1 pseudogene is annotated in these 429 nt (G+C 35.9%); it reads right to left on the reverse strand.

What is annotated here, in order from left to right:
• Nucleotides 1-147: 147 nt before the first annotated feature.
• Nucleotides 148-429, reverse strand: a pseudogene (locus tag KH893_RS12410) (AEC family transporter); the annotation flags it as partial.

Genomic DNA, 429 nt, shown 5'->3' on the forward strand with positions numbered 1-429 from the left:
CACAGCGATCGTCTCGTCAACCTTGGAAATTTCTGCCGAACCAAAATTGTTAATCCCGTGTTCGGTTAAAAATTCTTCCCAAATTTGCAAATCCTTTTTATTTTTCAGTGATAAATTCTTGATTTGCATATTGCCTCCTAAGCAACATCAAATAAAGTTGATAATACTCATTATGATCGGTACAACAATAATAAATAAAGTCGAAGTTAGAACAACGATATTCGTTGCATATTTAACATCGGAATGGTAGGTATCGGCCAAAATTGGTAAAACAGCCAAAGCCGGCGTTGCCGATTGAATAATTAAAGTCTTCTGAAAAATTGATACCATCTGAATACCAGAATGTAATCCGGTAAAAATGATAATGCCCATAATGATTGGCGACAAAACAAAACGTCCCAGTAAAGCCAACAAGGAGTGACCATCAAT

The organism is Liquorilactobacillus sicerae (genome assembly GCF_029916425.1).
GTDB classification, from domain to species: domain Bacteria; phylum Bacillota; class Bacilli; order Lactobacillales; family Lactobacillaceae; genus Liquorilactobacillus; species Liquorilactobacillus sicerae.